This window comes from Xenorhabdus budapestensis (genome assembly GCF_002632465.1).
GTDB classification, from domain to species: Bacteria; Pseudomonadota; Gammaproteobacteria; order Enterobacterales; family Enterobacteriaceae; genus Xenorhabdus; species Xenorhabdus budapestensis.
In genome coordinates, this window is the sequence record NZ_NIBS01000002.1 from 223,156 (window position 1) to 241,279 (window position 18,124).

20 protein-coding genes and 1 tRNA gene are annotated in these 18,124 nt (G+C 45.0%); 18 read left to right on the plus strand and 3 right to left on the minus strand.

The annotated features are described in order from the left end of the window. The first annotated feature begins 7 nt into the window (after positions 1-7). Positions 8-1,765 carry a DNA repair helicase RadD gene (radD, locus tag Xbud_RS03725; protein ID WP_099134809.1) on the plus strand — a complete coding sequence of 586 codons (1,758 nt, stop codon included), beginning with the start codon at positions 8-10 and terminating at the stop codon, positions 1,763-1,765. Between the two features lie 164 nt (positions 1,766-1,929). Further along, the gene (gene rplY / locus Xbud_RS03730) at positions 1,930-2,211 is read left to right on the plus strand and encodes a 50S ribosomal protein L25 (RefSeq protein ID WP_047679702.1); all 282 of its coding nucleotides are present in this window, start codon (positions 1,930-1,932) and stop codon (positions 2,209-2,211) included. 112 nt (positions 2,212-2,323) lie between these two features. Here rplY and yejK read toward each other — a convergent pair whose 3' ends face one another. Beyond that, the gene (gene yejK, locus Xbud_RS03735) at positions 2,324-3,331 is read right to left on the minus strand and encodes a nucleoid-associated protein YejK (RefSeq protein ID WP_099134810.1); all 1,008 of its coding nucleotides are present in this window, start codon (positions 3,329-3,331) and stop codon (positions 2,324-2,326) included. Between the two features lie 277 nt (positions 3,332-3,608). On the opposite strand from yejK, the gene Xbud_RS03740 reads away from it, so the two are divergent. The 3 genes from Xbud_RS03740 to Xbud_RS03750 all read left to right on the plus strand — a co-directional run bounded on the left by Xbud_RS03740 (position 3,609) and on the right by Xbud_RS03750 (position 5,762). Next, entirely contained in the window at positions 3,609-3,836 is a 228-nt protein-coding gene (locus tag Xbud_RS03740; protein WP_099134811.1) for a YejL family protein, read from the plus strand. A 31-nt stretch (positions 3,837-3,867) separates the two neighbouring features. Then, entirely contained in the window at positions 3,868-5,610 is a 1,743-nt protein-coding gene (yejM, locus tag Xbud_RS03745; RefSeq protein WP_099134812.1) for an LPS biosynthesis-modulating metalloenzyme YejM, read from the plus strand. Positions 5,611-5,685: 75 nt separating this feature from the next. Beyond that, positions 5,686-5,762, plus strand: a tRNA-Pro gene (locus tag Xbud_RS03750). A 354-nt stretch (positions 5,763-6,116) separates the two neighbouring features. Here the strand turns inward: Xbud_RS03750 and fliE are convergent. After that, a complete protein-coding gene (gene fliE / locus Xbud_RS03755) occupies positions 6,117-6,428 on the minus strand; it encodes a flagellar hook-basal body complex protein FliE (RefSeq protein ID WP_099134813.1) in 312 nt (103 codons plus the stop codon). A 404-nt stretch (positions 6,429-6,832) separates the two neighbouring features. On the opposite strand from fliE, the gene fliF reads away from it, so the two are divergent. The 13 genes from fliF (at position 6,833) to fliR (ending at position 17,952) form a co-directional block, all read left to right on the plus strand. After that, a complete protein-coding gene (fliF, locus tag Xbud_RS03760) occupies positions 6,833-8,530 on the plus strand; it encodes a flagellar basal-body MS-ring/collar protein FliF (protein WP_099134814.1) in 1,698 nt (565 codons plus the stop codon). Next, positions 8,527-9,519: a flagellar motor switch protein FliG gene (gene fliG, locus Xbud_RS03765; RefSeq protein ID WP_099134815.1), complete on the plus strand. Its 993-nt coding sequence runs from the start codon at positions 8,527-8,529 to the stop codon at positions 9,517-9,519. Before fliF ends, fliG begins: the two co-directional genes overlap by 4 nt. Continuing rightward, complete coding sequence (gene fliH / locus Xbud_RS03770) at positions 9,512-10,216, plus strand: flagellar assembly protein FliH (protein WP_099134816.1); 705 nt, start codon at positions 9,512-9,514, stop codon at positions 10,214-10,216. The genes fliG and fliH overlap by 8 nt, the downstream gene beginning before the upstream one ends. After that, the gene (fliI, locus tag Xbud_RS03775) at positions 10,216-11,580 is read left to right on the plus strand and encodes a flagellar protein export ATPase FliI (RefSeq protein ID WP_099134817.1); all 1,365 of its coding nucleotides are present in this window, start codon (positions 10,216-10,218) and stop codon (positions 11,578-11,580) included. The genes fliH and fliI overlap by 1 nt, the downstream gene beginning before the upstream one ends. A 16-nt stretch (positions 11,581-11,596) precedes the next feature. Next, positions 11,597-12,043 carry a flagellar export protein FliJ gene (fliJ, locus tag Xbud_RS03780; protein ID WP_099134818.1) on the plus strand — a complete coding sequence of 149 codons (447 nt, stop codon included), beginning with the start codon at positions 11,597-11,599 and terminating at the stop codon, positions 12,041-12,043. After that, the gene (locus Xbud_RS03785) at positions 12,040-13,458 is read left to right on the plus strand and encodes a flagellar hook-length control protein FliK (RefSeq protein ID WP_099134819.1); all 1,419 of its coding nucleotides are present in this window, start codon (positions 12,040-12,042) and stop codon (positions 13,456-13,458) included. The genes fliJ and Xbud_RS03785 overlap by 4 nt, the downstream gene beginning before the upstream one ends. Positions 13,459-13,673: 215 nt before the next feature. Further along, on the plus strand, positions 13,674-14,150 hold the full coding sequence (fliL, locus tag Xbud_RS03790; RefSeq protein WP_099134820.1) for a flagellar basal body-associated protein FliL: 477 nt from the start codon (positions 13,674-13,676) through the stop codon (positions 14,148-14,150). A gap of 5 nt (positions 14,151-14,155) precedes the next feature. Beyond that, positions 14,156-15,166 (plus strand): flagellar motor switch protein FliM, encoded by a 1,011-nt coding sequence (gene fliM, locus Xbud_RS03795; RefSeq protein WP_099134821.1) that lies wholly within the window; start codon positions 14,156-14,158, stop codon positions 15,164-15,166. Next, positions 15,159-15,566, plus strand: coding sequence for a flagellar motor switch protein FliN (fliN, locus tag Xbud_RS03800; protein WP_099134822.1), 408 nt, complete (start codon positions 15,159-15,161; stop codon positions 15,564-15,566). Before fliM ends, fliN begins: the two co-directional genes overlap by 8 nt. A 2-nt stretch (positions 15,567-15,568) precedes the next feature. Next, positions 15,569-16,030, plus strand: a complete 462-nt coding sequence (gene fliO, locus Xbud_RS03805) for a flagellar biosynthetic protein FliO (protein ID WP_099134823.1) — start codon at positions 15,569-15,571, stop codon at positions 16,028-16,030. Between the two features lie 81 nt (positions 16,031-16,111). Beyond that, complete coding sequence (fliP, locus tag Xbud_RS03810; protein ID WP_099134906.1) at positions 16,112-16,828, plus strand: flagellar type III secretion system pore protein FliP; 717 nt, start codon at positions 16,112-16,114, stop codon at positions 16,826-16,828. A gap of 69 nt (positions 16,829-16,897) precedes the next feature. After that, a complete protein-coding gene (gene fliQ, locus Xbud_RS03815) occupies positions 16,898-17,167 on the plus strand; it encodes a flagellar biosynthesis protein FliQ (protein ID WP_099134824.1) in 270 nt (89 codons plus the stop codon). 2 nt (positions 17,168-17,169) lie between these two features. Continuing rightward, entirely contained in the window at positions 17,170-17,952 is a 783-nt protein-coding gene (gene fliR, locus Xbud_RS03820; RefSeq protein WP_099134825.1) for a flagellar biosynthetic protein FliR, read from the plus strand. 3 nt (positions 17,953-17,955) lie between these two features. On the opposite strand, the gene Xbud_RS19740 is transcribed toward fliR, so the two are convergent. After that, positions 17,956-18,105, minus strand: a complete 150-nt coding sequence (locus Xbud_RS19740) for a hypothetical protein (RefSeq protein WP_169923020.1) — start codon at positions 18,103-18,105, stop codon at positions 17,956-17,958. Positions 18,106-18,124: the final 19 nt, after the last annotated feature.

Genomic DNA, 18,124 nt, shown 5'->3' on the forward strand with positions numbered 1-18,124 from the left:
CATAACCATGGCTTTTACTTTACGCCCATATCAACAAGAAGCGGTAGATGCGACCATTCGTCATTTCCGCAAACATAAAGAACCCGCAGTTATTGTTTTACCTACTGGTGCAGGAAAAAGCCTTGTCATTGCTGAACTGGCTAAACTGGCTCACGGCCGGGTTTTAGTACTGGCACATGTTAAAGAACTGGTTGCACAAAACCATAGTAAATATTGTTCTTATAACCTGAAAGCAGATATCTTTTCTGCCGGGCTGCATCAAAAGAAGAGTGACGGAAAAGTTGTCTTTGGCAGCATTCAATCTGTAGCCCGCAATTCAGACCGTTTTGACCATAACTTCTCACTGCTAATCATTGATGAATGCCACCGAATTAGTGATGATGAAAACTGTCAATATCACCAAATTATTCTGCAACTCCAGAAAAACAATCCCCATATCCGGATCCTAGGTTTAACCGCGACCCCCTACCGTTTAGGCGTTGGCTGGATTTATCAATATCACTATCATGGCATGATACGTGGTGACGAAAATTGCTTTTTTCGTGACTGTATTTATGAACTTCCATTACGTTATATGATCAAACACCACTTTCTGGTTTCTCCAGAAAGGTTAGATATGCCCGTAATACAATATGATTTCAGTCAAGTACGTACCAGCCAACAAGGCATTTTCAATGAAGCTGATTTGAGTCGGGAAATTAAACGACAGAAACGTATTACGCCACATATTGTCAAGCAGATCGTTGAATATGCAGAAGATCGAAAAGGTGTAATGATTTTTGCTGCCACAGTTGAACATGCAAAAGAAGTTTTCCTGTTACTTCCCGCAGGACAGGCAGCATTAGTCAGCGCCGATACACCGAGCACTGAACGGGATCTTCTGATCAGCGCCTTCAAAAAACAGCAACTACGCTATATGGTTAATGTCGCTGTTCTGACAACAGGTTTTGATGCACCTCATGTCGATCTCATTGCGATATTGCGCCCAACAGAGTCCGTGAGCCTCTATCAACAGATTGTTGGCCGTGGATTACGCCTATTTCCTGATAAGAAAGAGTGCCTAATTTTAGACTATGCGGGCAACCCTCACGACCTTTATACGCCAGAAGTCGGCAGCCACAAACCCAGTTCACAAAATCAGCCTGTACAAGTATTCTGCCCAGTCTGTCAGTTTGCCAATACCTTCTGGGGAAAATGCACCGCAGAAGGTAATATCATTGAACACTTTGGACGCCGTTGCCAAGGATGGGAAGAAGACGAAACAGGAAAAAGACATCAATGTGATTTTCGCTTTCGCTTCAAATCATGCCCGCATTGCGGAGCAGAAAACGATATTGCAGCCCGACGTTGCCATCGCTGTCAAAAAGTGCTGGTGGACCCTGATGATATGCTAAAAGCAGCTCTTAAACTCAAAGATGCTCTTGTACTGCGTTGTGGTGGTATGCAATTAACTCCGGGTAATGACAATAAAGGCGAATGGCTCAAAATCACTTATTACGATGAATATGGAGCAAACGTATCTGAATTATTCCGTTTGACAACGTCCGGTCAAAAAAAAGTATTTGAACTGCAATTCATGCGCCATCACCAACGAGCACCAGGCATTCCTTTACATTGGAAAACAGCTGGAGATATTGCTCATCAACTTCCTTTACTACGACATCCTGATTTTGTTGTTGCACGGAAAAAAGGGCAGTTCTGGCAGATCCGGGAAAAAATTTTTGATTATCAAGGCCGCTTCCGACGGGCTGATGACCTGTATTAAGCTATGTCATTACTTATGGCAAAGTACTTTCTATTTGCTGTCATATAGGTTTTTCGTTAAAATGCCGCCCGCTTAGCGTAATCCATAATGTTTAGCCAAGTATCGAACCTGCTGCTGGGTCGCCTGTAGCCGGATTTATTTTCTTCTTTTATAGAGAAAAAATAATGTTAACTATTAATGCAGAAGTACGTAAAGAGCAGGGCAAGGGTGCGAGCCGCCGCCTGCGTAGAGCTAACAAGTTTCCAGCAATCATTTATGGTGGTAACCAAGAGCCAGTTTCTATTGAGCTGGATCACGATGCAGTTATCAACCACGAAAGCAAGCCAGAATTCTACGAAGTTCTGACTCTGGTTGTTGATGGTAAAGAAACTAAAGTTAAAGTGCAGGCAGTACAGCGTCATCCGTTTAAACCTAAACTGACGCACATTGATTTCCTGCGTGCTTAATTAGCCACAATCGAGCTTTTATCGGGACGCCGAGTAAATAACGCCGCATTTGCGGCGTTATTTATTTTTGTCATTTCGTAACTGAATATTTCAATCTCAGAATCGAAAAATATTAGTGATTACCAGAGCCACGACGTTGCAGTTGATCACGCAGATTTGGAGGAGTTCCCTTAATCGTTAATGTATCTGTTGCCGGATCCCAGAAAATCCTTTCTCCGAGTAACATAGCATCAAAATTAATTGTCAATCCGCCACCGCTGCCAGCAAACTTAGTTAACTGACGCAATGTACTGCGATCTGCCGGGAAACTTTCTTCCAACTCGTATCCCTTATCCTGTGAAAATTGCTGGAAATTCTGTTCACCCAATGGTGATAATTCTTGAGACAGCTCCTGCAATCTAATCTCCTCACCCGCCTGTAGCTGCTCATTACAATAACTGTAAACTTGTTGGCGATAGGCTTGTCGCTCATTTTTATCCAGCTGAGCAGATTCGCAATAATCATCTACTGCCTGCAATAACCCTTTATTCTGTACTTTAGCATTCATTCCTTCACTAGCAGCCAGAAAATCCATGAAAAAGTCAGAGACTTTACGCCCTACTCGCCCTTTCAGGAAAGTCAAATAGCGACAGGATCCAGGGTTAGTTTCCCACTCAGTTAAGTCAATTCTGGCAACAATATCAGCATGAGGAATATCAAGATACTGTGTTGTATTTACATCTAGTTTTTCATTGACAGAAGTGCTACTACAACTGTTAAGAACTGCAATTAACAAATACTCCACAGCCAGATATCGGTACTGACAAAACAACACAGTGCCACCTTCTGCAAACGGGTATTTTGTCAGTTCATCTTTCAGACGAACGGTTGCAGCTCGGCTAAAACCTAAAAAATCTTCATTCCCCTTACGTTGATGACGAAGTGACTCCGCAAGTTCACTTTCATCATCGAACACACCATAAGCTTTGCTTTTGGCGCTATACACACGATGTAATTCTGCCATCATCTCTTCCACTACCTCATTGGTATCCAGCAGAGAATCCCGCAAAATCACTTCCAGTGTTTGTTCATCACGTTTAATCAACTGATGTAACGCGATCTGGGTAATTTCCAGACTCATTATTTATACTCCTTTTACAGCTTTGACCTTCAGGGCCTTGCAATTAGCGGCGTATTCAAACACTGTTACCTCTCTGCTGCAACCAAAAATCCCAATGGTGGAAAAGCGCTCACAATTTAATTATTAACGTTAATTATTTCAAAGATTAAAATAATGCAACAGCTAAAAGAATGGCAACAATTTGCACAATAATGAAATTAAATTGTTATAAAAAAGCAGAAAATACCCCCTCTATACGGTAATATATGAAGCTTTGTATATTCAGGATATTTGAGTCATGCCACAGTCATCTCGCTACAGCGATGAAAAAGTTGAACATTTACTCGCTGAACTGGTAAATGTTTTCGAGAAAAACCATATTCCTACCGATCTTTCATTGATGGTTTTAGGTAACATGGTTACGAATTTGATCAACACGAGTATTGCTCCTGCCCAACGCAGACATATCGCAAACTCGTTTGCACACGCGTTACAATCTTCAATCAATGAAGATAAAGCGCATTGATTTTTCCATTAAGACATTAACGTAAGAAAATATGGTGACTAGCCGCCAGCATTACCGCGAAAAAGTTTCTCAGATGATCAGTTGGGGACACTGGTTCGCTCTGTTCAATATTGTGTTCAGTCTTGTGCTGGGCAGTCGCTATTTATTCGCATCGGATTGGCCGGGTTCACTGTTTGGACGCATCTATGCGCTGGTCAGTTGGCTCGGTCATTTCAGCTTCATTGTTTTTACCATTTATTTATTGGTGCTATTCCCGCTGACATTTATTGTTATGTCACAAAGGTTGCTACGATTTCTTTCTGCCACCGTGGCAACGGCAGGGTTAACACTACTGATACTTGATTCCTCCATCTATGTGCGTTTTCACCTACACCTGACACCATTAGTTTGGGATCTGGTAACCAACCCGGAACAAGGTGAACGGGCAAGAGAATGGCAACTGATGTTCATCTGCATACCAGTTATTTTTCTGGTACAGATGCTATACAGTACGTGGAGTTGGCAAAAATTACGCAGCCTGAATCGACAACGGTTCGGCAAACCATTAGCCGCTGTATTTATCACAGCTTTTGTCGCTTCCCATATGATGTATATCTGGGCAGATGCCAATTTCTATCGGCCTATTACCATGCAACGCTCGAACTTACCACTTTCATATCCAATGACAGCACGTAAGTTTCTTGAAAAACATGGCCTGCTGGATAAGCAAGAGTACCAGCGTCGTATAAGCCAACAAGGCAATCCTGCTGCCCTGACAGTTGAATATCCATTGAATACGTTGTCTTACCGTGATAGCGGGCGCGGTTATAATTTATTGTTACTGGTTGTGAATGGTTTAGATAATGATGACATTACCGCTAATGAGATGCCATTCCTTGAACGCTTTACAAAGAATAACATCCAGTTCACCCAACACTTCAGCACTGGTATGCAAAACGATACTGCGTTATTCGGAGTATTCTACGGCATATCATCTGGCTATCTGGATGGTATTCTTTACAGCAGAAAATCTTCGGCACTTATAGATGCCTTGACTCATCAAGGGTATCAGTTTGGTTTATACTCATCAGATGGATTCAAAACTCCACTTTACCGCCAAGCTATTTTAACTGACTATTCACTCCCCAATGTTGACAAACCAAATGACCGCTTAACCTTGGAACAATGGCAACAGTGGCTAAATTTACGTAATAACACAACACCATGGTTTTCATTCTTAAACCTGAATGGTATTCCACCTTCATCAGATAAAGTTGACAAGAAAACACTGGATGTTGAAATCAACCATGTTCTGGAAGCTTTAACAAATAAAGGTGTCCTAAACAATACCATTGTTGTTGTTACTGCTAAACATGGCAGCACCATTACAAACTATCCACCAAAATGGTTTATAGGCGATAAATTCAATCGTCAACAGATGCACGTTCCACTGATTATCCATTGGCCAGGTACACCAGCACAAACTATTAACAAACTGACTAGCCATCAGGATGTTATGACGACATTAATGCAACGTTTATTGCATGTCAGTAATACCCCCTGTGATTACTCGCAGGGAGAAGACCTTTTCAGAACTCAAAGAAATACTCCTTGGCTGATCACTGGTGAAAATGGTTCATTAATTGTGACAACAGCTCAAAACACAATCTACCTTTCCAAGAATGGTGAATATCACCTGTATGACCTAAATGGCAATGAGATCCAAGATGCCAAACCCAATTTGACTCAGTTGTTACAAATACTAACTGAAATTAAACGATTTTTAGCAAACTAATTGTTGAAAAATCAATCACTCACTAAACAAGGGGCTTGCTTTGCGAATAAAAAAAGGTACTATAAGCGAAGTCATCGGCATGTAGCGCAGCTTGGTAGCGCACCGTCATGGGGTGTCGGGGGTCGTAGGTTCAAATCCTATCATGCCGACCAAATTTCCCATAAAAAAACCAACCTATTACGGTTGGTTTTTTTATGGGAAATTTGCTTGGTGTAAAATGGGTGTAAAACTCTCTCCCAAAACGACATCCCCCCAAACATTCCCCCACCAATACAATCCATTAACTCAAATACGCTTTTTTATTGCGTTCCTATAAACTAGCTCTCTTTCCACTTCATAAATGTAAACCATCCCTGATCAACGGATCAGCAGAGCTAATTTATTATGATGGGTTACTTTATGTTTCTATGATGCTTTCGGTCACGATTTCAACCATCCTTACTTGAGTATCCATAACTCATTGAAAAATTTTAATCATCAATGTAAATGGAATGTAATTGGGTATTCTAAAACTGCATATTCATCACTTCACGATACGCACTATCCAGCTTATTCTTGACCTGAATACCGATTTGCAACGAGATGCTCGCTTTCTGCATATTGACCATCACGTCATTCAGTTCCACACCTGGTACACCCAGAGTGAAGTTTTGTGCCTGTTTAGCCGCATTCACACGGTTTTGGTTTATTTTTTCTACCGCGGCGGTAAGCTGACTGGCAAATCCTCCCTTTACAGGCATAGGTTTAGCAATATTGCCTGCTTGTAATGCCTGCGTCTGCATTTGTTGTAGTACACCTTCAATTGCCTGAATTGACATAAAAACCTCGTGTTAAATCACCCTATTGATTACGTGATTAAATGCCATATTAGCCGTAGGCTGGTTGGCAGTTTTTCCAGGCTGCCACCGTAACATAGCCCTTTCAATCTAAAGCGGGTAATTGAAGTAAAAATTCGAAGCTTATTGTGCCATTAAAAGATATGTGAACAGCGAATAATGACGAGATTAATTATATCAATCGTTTTCAAGTTGCTTCGCAACGGCAAGAGGATGAGTTCTCAGCGGCATAATCAACCATGTCACAGGAGCGAACACCGCCAACCAAGAGGCAACTTGAAAGACGATGGGTATATAAGAAGAGTTTTTTCGCTTGCGTATGGGGAGTCTGTTTTGTTACGCCACGCTTTTAGTATTCATGTTGACCAGCAAGGCAAGGATCGTCTATGAGTGCAGCAACAACCGACGCTGAGAATCCACAGAAGGGTTTCAGCGCTATTATCAACAGGATAAAAGCTGATCCAAAAGTTCCATTATTAGTTGCTGGTTCTGCTGCCATCGCTATTATCGTCGCTCTTTTTCTCTGGTTGCGCAGCCCTGATTATCGGGTGCTCTACAGCAATCTGAGTGATAAAGATGGCGGCGAGATCGTTACACAATTAACTCAAATGAATGTCCCTTACCGTTTTGCCGAAAACGGCTCTGCCATCATGATACCGACTGACAAGGTTCATGAAATCAGACTGAAACTGGCACAACAAGGGTTACCGAAAGGGGGGGCTGCAGGCTTTGAGTTATTGGATAAAGAGAAGTTCGGCATCAGCCAGTTCAGTGAACAAGTTAATTACCAACGTGCACTGGAAGGAGAGTTAGCACGTACCATTGAATCACTCGGCCCTGTTCAGAGCGCCCGGATCCATCTGGCATTGCCAAAACCATCCCTGTTCGTGCGTGAGCAGAAATCACCATCTGCTTCCGTAACAGTGGGGTTACTGCAAGGCCGTATTCTGGATGAAGGACAAATCAATGCCATTGTCCATATGGTTTCAAGTAGTGTTGCTGGTTTACCGCCAGGAAATGTCACCATTGTGGATCAGGCCGGGCGTCTGCTGACACAGTCCGATGCTAACGGACGTGATCTGAACACGACCCAGTTAAAGTACATACAAGAAATCGAGAATCGCTTCCAGCATCGCATTGAAACTATTCTGGCGCCTGTCGTCGGTCGTGGCAATGTACATGCTCAAGTGACAGCGCAAATTGATTTTTCTCGCCGCGAAGAAACCGCAGAAGAGTATAAACCTAACCAGCCACCTAATCAGGCTGCCGTTCGTTCAAAACAGACCAGTTCAAGCGAACAAAGTGGTGGGCCACTGGTTGGTGGTGTTCCGGGGGCTTTGTCAAATCAACCGAGTGCTGCACCAAGTGCGCCGATTGAGAAGCCTAAAACGAACACTAAAGGTGACGAAAAATCTGATCAAGGACGCAATAGTAATAACCGCTATGAGCGTATGATTAGCAACAATCGCAATAACCGTCATGACGAAACCATTAACTATGAAGTGGATCGCACCATTCGCCATACCCAGTTACAGGCTGGCGGTGTGGAGCGTCTCTCCGTTGCGGTTGTAGTTAATTACGCTACCGTTCAGGGAAAAAATGGCCCGGAAACTCAAGCTCTGACGCCAGAACAGTTATCCCAGATTCAGGCATTGACCCGTGAAGCAATGGGTTTCTCTGCCGAACGCGGCGATAGTCTGAACGTCGTTAACACACCGTTTAATGACACATCCGAAGTGATAGAAACGCTGCCATTCTGGCAACACCCTGTCCTGTTGGAGAAATCATTAGAGTTGGGTCGTTGGTTACTGTTAGCGTTGGTTGCATGGTTGCTATGGCGCAAGATGATCGTGCCACAAATTGCTAAGAAACGTACAACGGAAAAAGCAGCACTGGAAGCGCAGAAAAAACAGAGTAAGCAAAAAACTGAATCCAATGCTGAGCTGGATGAAAAAATGCGCCGTCAGCTGGCTCGCCAACGTGTTAGTGCTGAGATCCAAAGCCAGCGTATCCGTGAACTTGCAGAAAAAGATCCTCGCGTAGTTGCGCTGGTGATCCGTCAATGGATGAGTAACGAACAATGAGCCTGACCGGAACAGAAAAAAGCGCCATCATGTTAATGACCCTGGGAGAAGATCAGGCAGCCGAGGTGTTTAAGCACCTGAACTCCCGGGAAGTTCAGCAATTAAGTATTGCGATGGCGGGGATGAGACAAATCTCCAATCAACAACTGGCAGAAGTACTGGCGGAATTTGAGGAAGATGCCGGACAATACGCTGCTCTCAGTATCAATGCCAACGATTACCTGCGCAGCGTATTGGTGAAAGCGTTGGGTGAAGAACGTGCTTCCAGCCTGCTTGAGGATATTCTTGAGTCCCGCGATACCACAACGGGTATCGAAACCCTCAACTTTATGGAACCTCAGACAGCAGCCGATATGATCCGTGATGAACATCCGCAGATCATTGCCACTATTCTGGTTCACCTGAACCGTGGTCAGGCAGCAGATATTCTCGCCATGTTTGATGATCGCCTGCGTAATGACGTCATGCTGCGTATTGCTACCTTTGGCGGTGTTCAGCCAGCCGCATTGGCTGAATTAACCGAAGTACTGAATAATCTGTTGGATGGTCAGAACCTGAAACGCAGCAAAATGGGTGGTATTCGTACTGCGGCTGAAATCATCAACCTGATGAAAAGTCAGCAGGAAGAAAGCGTTATCGAAGCGGTTCGTACCTATGACGGTGAACTGGCACAGAAAATCATTGATGAAATGTTCCTGTTCGAAAACCTCATTGGTGTGGACGATCGCAGTATCCAGCGTCTATTACAGGAAATTACAACCGATTCGCTGTTGATTGCATTGAAAGGCTGCGATCAAGCACTGCGCGATCACTTCCTCAACAATATGTCGCAGCGTGCTGCTGAAATTATGCGTGATGATTTAGCAACCCGTGGCCCAGTTCGCATGTCTCAAGTGGAAGCTGAACAGAAAGCCATTTTGCTTGTGGTTCGTCGTCTGGCAGAAAGCGGGGAAATGATCCTGAATGGCGGTGACGATACCTATGTCTGATAATTCGAATAATGGAAACTGGCAGCGCTGGCTGCCAGGTGAATTGACACAGTGGGAAACATTACAGGCAAAACTGGAATCGCTGGACGATGAACAGGAACCCAGTGAACAGGAGCGGCTGCAAGAACAGGCCAGAATACTGGACGAATTGAAAGAACAAGCTCGTCAAACTGGCCATGAGCAAGGTTTTGCTGAAGGGCTATCCCGTGGATACGAGCAAGGCGTTGAGGAAGGACGACAAGCCGGGTTTGAACAGGGATTGCAGGAAGTCAGAGAGCAACAACAAGCGATAATCGGACAGTGGGAAGCACTATTAACTGATTTTAACCATTCGCTGGATGGATTGGATACCGTTATTGCTTCACGTCTGATGCAGCTTTCCCTGACTGCTGCTCAGCACATTCTCGGGCAACCAGCAGTTTGTGATGGCACTGCCTTACTAAATCAGATCCGTGAATTTATCCAGCAAGAGCCACTGCTCAGTGGTAAACCACAATTGCGCGTTCATCCACAAAATATTCCACTGGTTGAACAACAGTTGGGTGAGATCCTGAAACTGCATGGCTGGCGCTTGATTGCTGACAATAAACTGCATCCGGGAGGCTGCAAAGTCAGCACTGATGATGGCGATCTGGATGCCAGTCTGGCGACACGCTGGCATGAAATGTGCCGTCTGGCGGTATCAGGAGAATTGTGATGACGACAAGACTTGGGCGCTGGCTGGCCACATTAGATTCAATGGAAAAACGTCTGGATAAAACGCCGAAAGTGCGTCGTTATGGGCGTTTGACCCGCGCCACGGGTTTGGTACTCGAAGCAACGGGTTTACATCTGCCTCTGGGGGCAACCTGTCTTATCGAACGGCAAAATGGTAATGCCATTGAAGAAGTTGAAAGTGAAGTCGTGGGTTTTAATGGCGAAAAATTGTTATTGATGCCTTTGGAAGAATTGGAAGGTATTGTCCCGGGAGCCCGTGTTTATGCCCGTTCTTACGGTACAGACGCTGGTGGTGGACACCGTTTGCCACTAGGGCCAGAGTTACTCGGCAGGGTATTGGATGGTGCAGGCCGTCCCCTTGATGGACAACCTGCCCCTGATACAGGCTACCGCGCTCCTCTGACTACACCACCACTCAATCCCCTGCAACGCACTCCTATCAGTGATGTGCTGGATGTTGGTGTTCGTGCTATCAACTCCTTACTAACCGTTGGCCGTGGGCAGCGCATGGGATTATTTGCCGGTTCAGGCGTCGGTAAAAGTGTGCTCCTTGGCATGATGGCTCGTTACACCCAGGCTGACATTATCGTTGTTGGCCTGATTGGTGAACGTGGCCGGGAAGTTAAAGATTTCATCGAAAATATTTTGGGTGAAGAAGGCTTGTCCCGTTCAGTCGTTGTCGCAGCACCTGCTGATATTTCTCCGTTACTGCGAATGCGTGGGGCTTCCTATGCTACTCGCATAGCTGAAGATTTTCGCGATCGCGGCAAGCACGTTTTACTGATTATGGATTCCCTTACCCGTTACAGCATGGCGCAACGTGAAATTGCACTGGCTATCGGTGAACCTCCGGCAACCAAAGGTTACCCCCCTTCTGTATTTGCCAAATTGCCGACACTGGTAGAGCGAGCGGGTAATGGCGTCAGTGATGGTGGCTCAATTACAGCCTTTTATACCGTTCTGACAGAAGGTGATGACCAACAAGATCCGATTGCCGATTCTGCTCGTGCCATTCTGGACGGCCATATCGTGCTATCGCGGACATTGGCAGAATCCGGGCATTATCCTGCCATTGATATTGAAGCATCAATCAGTCGTGCCATGACTGCACTGATTGATAATACCCATTATCGACGGGTACAGCAGTTCAAACAGCTACTTTCCAGTTACCAGCGTAACCGGGATCTCATTAATGTCGGTGCTTACGCTGCCGGTAGTGATCCTTTGTTGGACAGGGCGATTGAACTGTATCCGCATATGGCTCAGTTCCTGCGTCAAGATATTGAGGAACGTAGTGAGTACGATGCAGCATGTACCCAACTGCAACAGCTATTACCGATCTAAGATGCTGAGGAAATAAATGCAACGACACTCCCCTCTTATGACTTTGCGTGACCTTGCTCAGGACGCAGCAAAAAAAGCCGCAGTACAGCTTGCACAGATACGACAGAGTCATCAGCAAATGGAGCAGCAACTCGCAGCGTTAATGGATTATCAGGATGAATACCGTACACGTTTAAACACCACACTCAGCGGCGGCATATCCAGCTCAATGTGGCAAAACTATCAGCAGTTCATGAAAACGCTGGAAATGGCAATTGAGCAACACAAATTACAGCTCAACCAATGGAAAAAACGGCTTGAGCAAGCCATATCACAGTGGCAGGAAAAACAGCAGCGTCTGAATGCCTTCGACACTCTGCAACAGCGGGCAGAACACAATTTGAAGTTACACCAAAATCGCATGGAGCAAAAACAAATGGACGAGTACGCACAACGTGGTGCACAACGGAGAATGAAACAATGAATCTCACTCTTTTGCCTACTGATTTAACATCAACGGAAAAAGCGACAGGAAAAAGTCAGCAGACCCTATTGGACAGTAACGTGTCTAAAGACAAGACACCTGAATTTGGACAGTTTCTCAATGCAGAGACGGACACTTTACAGAAAACCTCTGTTCAGACCCGTTCTGCTCAAAGCAATTCTGCTAAAACTAATTCTGTTCAAAGCTATAAAGTCCGCGGAAATTTGTTGCAGAATGGTGAGAAACGTTCCACTGATAACAAAATAGAAAGTGAATTAACCCCTTCATCAGTTGTAGCCAGCCAAACAACCATACAGGATAAGTTTTCGACCTTAACTTCAACATCAGCATCAGCATCAGCATCAAATAGTGATGCAGAACTTACCTTGCTGGATGATGAAGACCTTTTGTCTGCTGAAACGTTGATCAACGCTATGCCTATTCAGCTAGCCGGATTAATCAATCGCCAGTCAACCGAGGGATGTTCAGAAAATCCAGATGACTTGTCAGACGTTGACAACAGCATTGATGGCACGTTAGCTGACAAACTTGGTAAAAAAGCCAAGGGAGATATAGTACTGACGATTACAGATCCGGCAGAGCATACCGAAGATAAGGGTTTGGATGACGATATCCGCTCTTTTATCAGACAAGATGCTGCCTCAATCAACAATGGACAAACTTCTGTCAAAAACCGATCCGTATTGGCATCAACTAGCGGAAAAGTGAAATCAACTGCTAACAATACTGACCAAAATTCAATTCCATCAGCGAGTGGAAAGGAGAATAGCGGGAAAGAGTTCTCGCTCATACAAGGGGCATCAACATTAGCAACGGCTTCTACGGAGACTTTCTCTTCTGGAGCACTACACACCTTGTTTGCTTCTGCCCAAATTTCCGCGGGCCATCAAACAAACGGACAATTCCAGTTAAATGGTACACCTGCGCCTTTACTGAGCGCCCATCTTGGCAGCGAAGAGTGGCAGCAGCAACTAAACCAACACGTGTTGTTTTTTAACCGTAATGGATTACAACAAGCTGAATTGCGCTTACACCCGCAAGAGCTGGGGGCATTGCATATCCGCATGAATGTTGAAGACAATCAGGCACAATTACATTTTGTCTCTGCCCATCAACATGTCCGTGCCACTTTAGAAGCAGCTCTGCCTAATCTTCGCCATGCGCTGGCAGAAAATGGCATCCAATTAGCTCAAAGCAGTGTAGGTAGTGATACATCAGGGAATTGGCAACAGGAACAGTCAGCAGATCCACAGCAACATGCCAATACCAGAACCTATGCTGAAAGTAATGGAACACTAGCAGCAGCACCAGTACCAACAACTCATGAATCAACGATCCGAATTACGCCTCAACAACTCGCTTCAAGTCGGGGGGGCGTTGATATTTTCGCCTGATTATCTGCCTGATTTCATAATTTACGGCAATAAACTGTAAAAAAAGGAAACAAGGCCGATAACAAACGCGTGAGTTAATAGTTTTTTCCACGTTTGTTCCTGCTATTGCCGGAACAAAGACGCGGGATAATTGATATTGAATTTGATGAATAAGGAGCTCCGCCACGGAATGCGCGGTATCTTATTCGTTACAGAAAACAGGAATTCGTCTGTCCATGTCTGATTATAGCTACGAGCGTAAACGCACAAATCCAATTTGGATGATACTGTTAATACTGATTGCTGTTCTTAGTACCGCCATAGGGGGATATAGCTGGTGGACAATGAAGCAATCCAGCAATAACAGTTCAGAAAAAGCCAAAGTCATTCATACTCCGGTATTCATGACATTGGAGCCTTTCACCGTCAATCTGATCGACAGAGAAGATCATTTTGATCGTGTTTTGTATGTCGGAGTGACATTGCGTCTGTCCGATGAAACAACTCGTCAGCGCTTCCATGATTATCTGCCAGAAGTTCGTAGCCGTATGCTGCTGTTACTATCCCGCCAGAAATCGACTGATCTGGCGAAAGATGACGGCAAAGTACGTTTAGTGGAAGACATTAAACAGACACTGAGCCCGACACTGATACCCGGTGAACCTGATCAGGTAATCACCGATGTATTGTTTACTACGTTTATTCTGCGATAATCACGATGAGTGACAATATTCTTTCACAGGCAGAGATCGATGCTCTGCTCAATGGTGACAGTGCTGCTGCGGATGACGTAGAACAAATCGCGTCATCAGTGGAGAGTGAGGTTCGTCCTTACGATCCCAATACACAACGCCGTGTTGTACGTGAGCGTTTGCAGTCACTGGAAATCATCAATGCACGCTTTGCCCGCCAATTCAGGATGGGGTTGTTTAACATGCTGCGCCGCAGTCCGGATATTACTGTCGGTGCCATTAAGATCCAGCCTTATCATCAGTTTGCCCGCAATTTGGCCGTGCCGACTAACCTCAATCTGGTTCACCTGAAACCATTGAGAGGAACTGCACTATTCGCTTTTGAACCTAATCTGGTTTATATCGCTGTTGATAACCTGTTTGGTGGTGATGGCCGTTTCCCGACTAAAGTAGAAGGCCGTGAATTCACCTATACCGAGCAGCGTATTATCAACCGGATGCTGAAACTGGCGCTGGATGCCTATCGCGACGCCTGGGATTCTATCTTTAAACTTGAAGTGGAATATGTGCGTTCCGAGATGCAGGTAAAATTCACCAATATCACGACTTCACCCAACGATATCGTGGTAACTACGCCGTTCCAGGTGGAGATTGGCGACCTGTGCGGGGAATTCAACATCTGTATTCCATTCGCCATGATCGAACCTCTGCGTGAACTCCTGACCAATCCTCCGGTGGAAAATGTGCGTCAGGAAGATGGGCAGTGGCGTGAAAGTCTGGTGAAACAAGTTCAGAACTCAGAGCTGGAACTGGTGGCGAATTTTGTTGATATCCCCCTGCGGTTGTCAAAAATTCTCCAACTGAAAAGTGGCGATGTTTTACCGATTGAAAAACCTGAACGTCTCATCGTTCACGTTGATGGTGTGCCAGTGCTCACCAGCCAATATGGAACACTCAACGGGCAGTATGCCCTGCGTGTTGAACACCTGATTAACCCTGTTTTAAATGCTCTGGATGAGGAAAAGCCCAATGAGTGATGCTAAACAACCCGCAGATACCAGATCGACTGAAGACTTGTGGGCAGAAGCGCTGGAACAACAGGCCGCACAGCAGACCTCTGACAGCGGCACGTCAATCTTTGAGAGCCTTGAGCCGCAGGATGCGCTCTCTCAGCTCTCCGATATTGATCTGATTATGGATATTCCCGTTAAGCTCTCCGTTGAGTTAGGGCGCACCAAAATGACCATCAAACAACTGCTGAAACTGTCTCAGGGTTCAGTAGTATCACTTGATGGCCTTGCCGGTGAACCGCTGGATATCCTGATCAACGGCTATTTAATTGCTCAAGGAGAAGTGGTTGTCGTCTCTGACAAATACGGTATCCGTATCACGGATATCATCACGCCTTCTGAACGTATGCGTCGCTTGAGTCGTTAACCATGATAGCGAATCAGCCTGCCTTTCATGCTTCTTTTCAAAATGGTGCGGCATCAAATGCCGCACCGACTATTCCAATGACTAATGCCCCTTCCCTCTCTGCGGGACAAACGTTTATGCAGGTCAGCAGTGCGCTGGGTGGGATCTTATTGTTGATTTTTTTCATGACATGGCTGATCCGTCGTCTGGGTCTTTCGCCTGCCAAGAACAAAAATCACCGACTGCTTAATGTCAAAGCAAGCTGCTCACTTGGACCAAAAGAACGGGTTGTGGTGGTTGAAATCGAAGATAGCTGGCTGGTGTTGGGGGTAACATCCCAACAAATCAATGTATTACATCAGCTCCCTGTCCCCCCCGATAACACGGAAAAGGAAACCGTACTTAAAACACTTCCTTTCGGTCAGTTATTAAAAAATACGCTCCAGCGAAAAAGCAAAAACGGCAAGGATAACGATGAAAAATAGAGTTTTTTTATGACAGGCAATCAAAAGACAGGCCGAAAATTTGTCTCGCGCATTCATCTGGTGCGTCTGGCAACTGTATTTATGGCATTTTTGCTACCACTGTTTCCCATGAATGCTGCCGCGAAACTACCCGGTATCATTAGCCAGCCACTGGTCAATGGTGGACAAAGTTGGTCACTGCCGGTTCAGACCCTGATTTTCATCACCGCACTGGGGTTTATTCCTGCGGCCTTACTGATGATGACCAGCTTTACCCGCATCATTATTGTGCTAGGTTTGCTGCGCAACGCACTGGGAACACCTTCTGCCCCCCCGAATCAGGTCATGCTGGGATTAGCGCTATTTATGACCTTTTTCATTATGGCCCCGGTATTCGATAAAGTTTATCAGGATGCTTATCTGCCTTTTAGCGAAGATAAAATCACGCTGGAAGTTGCACTGGATAAAGGCTCTCAACCTGTACGCCAGTTTATGCTGCGTCAGACACGGGAAAATGATTTGGCACTGTTTGCCCGCCTTGCCGATCAAAAGGCATTTGAAACGGCAGATTCTGTCCCGATGCGTGTTCTGGTGCCGGCCTTCATTACCAGCGAATTGAAAACGGCGTTTCAGATTGGTTTTACGCTTTTTATCCCTTTCCTGATCATCGATTTGGTTGTAGCCAGCGTCCTGATGGCTCTAGGGATGATGATGGTTCCACCTGCCACAATCTCATTGCCATTCAAACTGATGTTGTTTGTTCTGGTAGATGGCTGGCAATTATTGCTTGGCTCGTTGGCACAAAGTTTTTATGTCTGATGAAAGTGTCAGACAAAAATATTCGGCGCTAAATATCATTGGAAAAGCTCAAGAACGGTTTGAAAAATTATGACTCCTGAATCAGTAATGGCCCTCGGTGTTGAAGCAATGAAAGTCGCATTGGCGCTGGCTGCCCCGCTGCTTTTATCAGCGCTGATATGTGGTTTAGTGATCAGCTTGTTACAGGCCGCAACACAGGTAAACGAAATGACCTTATCGTTTATCCCTAAAATTCTGGCCGTTGTTGTCACTATTATTGTTGCCGGACCGTGGATGCTGAATCTGCTGTTGGATTACATGCGTACACTTTTTAGCAGTATTCCAACCATTATTGGTTAATCATGATCCCGTTTGATAGCGAAACACTTTCCCGCCTCGTCAGTGATTTTTTCTGGCCAATGGTGCGTCTTTTGGCATTATTCAGTATTGCCCCGATTTTCAGTGAAAAACAGATGCCGATAAAAGTCAAAATTGGCCTGGCATTAGTGATCACTGCCTTATTGGTTCCAAACATTCCTTCTCCTCAAATCCCGATTTTTTCCGTTGCCGGGATTTGGGTTTTGATACAGCAGATGCTGATTGGTGTTGCCCTGGGATTAACCATACAGATTGCGTTTGCTGTAGTGCGTTATGCGGGTGAAGTGCTTGGCTTGCAGATGGGACTCTCTTTCGCCACATTTTTTGACCCTACCGGTGGCCCGAATATGCCGATCTTAGCGCGTATTCTGAATATGCTGATGCTACTGTTGTTTCTGGCTTTTGATGGTCATTTATGGATATTGTCTATTCTGGCAGATACCTTTTATTCCATCCCGATTCAATCTACCCAATTGAACCCCAGAGGTTTTCTATTGTTAGCACAAAGTGCCAGCCTGATATTTATTAACGGTATGATGCTGGCAATGCCAATGATTACTCTGCTTCTGGTATTGAACTTTTCTTTAGGTATGCTGAATCGCATGACACCTCAACTTTCTGTGTTTGTGGTCGGTTTTCCCCTGACTCTGACAGTCGGTATTTTCACGCTTTCCCTGTTGTTCCCAATGCTGGTGCCATTTACTGAGCGATTATTTAGCGAGATGTTCGATCGTCTGGCATTAATCATTAATATTATGGTGCTGTAGATATTATTTATCTGATAACCCCGTCATTTGGCGGGATAATTTCCTCGTATTCTCCATTCCTGCTAATGTCCCGATAAATCCCACTTCGCCCTGTCTTCTCTTCATCCAAACACCATCCACCATAGCATCCGCATTCACGATTAACATTTCCATTACAAAACTATCGACATAC